Origin of the sequence: Vibrio sp. OPT46 (assembly GCF_015163535.1) — a bacterium.
GTDB lineage: Bacteria > Pseudomonadota > Gammaproteobacteria > Enterobacterales > Vibrionaceae > Vibrio > Vibrio alginolyticus.
In genome coordinates this window covers 1-2,337 of the sequence record NZ_JADDYG010000315.1, presented here as the reverse complement: position 1 = coordinate 2,337, position 2,337 = coordinate 1, and the positions used below count along the sequence as shown (strand labels likewise).

Sequence of the window (2,337 nt, the reverse complement as noted above, 5' to 3'; positions counted from 1 at the left end):
TTCAGCCCTGTCAACAGCTTCTATTTCAGTACTTATGTTAGAATGCAAAGATGGTTTACCTGTCCACGAACTTACCTCAACCTGCCTTAATATCTCAAGAAGGTCCTTGGGGTTTGCAGAGTACGGTAGGCTTAACTGACTACCTTCAAGTTTGGGTTCATTATTATTATCGAAAGTGATATTTAAGAGTTTAATGTGCCCATTGTTCGAGTACTTATGGATAAAGTCTTGTTTAGCTGCAATCTGCACCTCTGTAGATAAATTTCTACCAGCGTCTAAATTCGCTTTATAACCACGATACAGGTCAAACGACTGATGCTCATGTTCAACATAACCTGTTTTTCTAACGACCAAACCTTGATCAATTACTTTACCATCAATGAACTGGTTGAACTCTCCAGCCTTTTTAATCGCGTTTACCAGGAGCTCATCCACATTTAAAGAGGTCTCGGTAACCTTGCCTAATTTCTTGAGAACAGAATCCCTAAACCCTTGGAGCTTGTTAACCAATGAAACCTTAATAACTGGCTGTATACGATCAATATCTCTTAGATCAATACTTTCAGCCTTCATAGCTAACCATTCTTCCGCAAGGCTACGTCTATCTAGAGGCTTGTTTTCATCAAGGTGCCCATAGTTTTGTTTTATTGTAGCCTTGTCTTCAGTGGAAATGTTTTGCCAAACAGTCTCCATAAGGTCCACATACTCGGAGTTTGTGAACATCTTCTTAAATCCCAAGTGTACCGCTTCATGTGCAATAGTCTTTCGAAGTCCTGACTCATATGCGTTATGTTCACTTTGTAGATTCACATGCATTTCACCATTGTGGGCAACCCCAGCGAGTGTAGAGCTGTAACTTTTCAGATCATTACTAAGAAAGTTCATTGAATCTATCGTTTCATGTACACGAATCTTTAAGTAAGGGTGGTTAGCCTGAATCTCTTCAAGAATCTTTATTGATTTGGGGATATCCAGCTCAGGATCTACTTGGGAAGTGGGAGCAGCACCTATTGTTCTTAACGTGTCAGGATTATGTTTTATAAAAGAATGTACAGCTTGAGCTTTACCATCACGCTCGAGCTCACTGTAAAGAATAGTTTTACCTTTAAAGCCTTCCTCCCTCAGCTTCTCTATTGCCAACATTTGATCGATAATTTCAGGCTCAGTTACTGCTTCAGGTAAAATGATTGCTCGAACATCTTTTATGGTCAGTTTTTGAATGGGGTCAGCTTTCTCAGAACCTATTGGCGAAAACCTTGTAGCCTCAGCTAGCTGGTATAATTCATTCGATAAACTATCGCTCAAAGCTTCTTGCGAAACAGGTTTGTTTAGCGATAAAGATTCCACTATTCTACTGAATACATCTTCCTTTGCTTTTGATACATCAATACCTTGGTCCACCGATAACTGGGATACTATCCCTTCAAATTTTTTAATAAGGTCCGCATAATACTCAGATGTATGGTTAGTTGGCCCAACAAGCTCACCATCCAGGGTCGCTTGTATTTTACTAAGGTCTTGGTTAGATAAATGTACTAATGCTGCCATCATCTGCGGAATAGTGACATTATTGGAGTTTTCAAGGAAGGCCATAGCTTCATGTTTACTTTTTAGTTCTACACTCGGCTCTAACTTGCATTCTAAGATGTTGTTTAATAACCAAGTATTGAAAGCATCCCTCTCACTGTACTCATCCAACTGCAAATTTAATTGTAATGATAGAGCTTCATGGTCTACTTCTGATTCTTTTGTATATACGTCTAGTAGTTGTTCAAGGTGGTACCTTAAGCCCATTAATTCGTTTCGCGGATCTAATTGTTTGTATAGTGTTGTTGCAGTTTCGTCTAGTAACTCAATACTTTCTTTGGAGTCATCGAGCTGCATCTCATTCATAAACGATAAAACTTGTGATTTAACGGCGCTATCAATTTTGTCATTTAATGATTCCCCTTGCTCTAACAAAAACTGTTTAAAGTCTGGTTCAACGCCCTCAAGCTTTTGAGCAGTAGTGAACTTCAAGTACTCTTCAGCAATTTCTACTAAATCTAAATTCTGAATAGATCTTGCACCGGGTAGATTCTTCTTTGGCAAGTCTGCAAATCTTCCCTGGCTATATTGATAAGCTAAAAGTACTTCTGGTCTTTTACAAAGCTCCAGAGCAGACTCTAAACCATTTTCACTAATAGCGTTTTCTAAATTTGTTGAATCAATACCTAGATTATTTAGTGCTTCGAGCATGCCGGGCCACTCTGAAAGACGCTCCATATCCACAGTGAAGTTCGATATTAATGGGTTGTTTAATTTTCCTTGGGGTGTCCAACAATCAGACTGAGTGAT

General features: G+C 38.9%; 1 protein-coding gene. It reads right to left on the bottom strand.

Going from position 1 to position 2,337, the window contains the following annotated elements; genetic code table 11:
* On the bottom strand, positions 1 to 2,238 hold a 2,238-nt coding region (locus IQR33_RS15250; protein WP_193843806.1), incomplete at its 3' end, for a hypothetical protein.
* Positions 2,239 to 2,337: the final 99 nt, after the last annotated feature.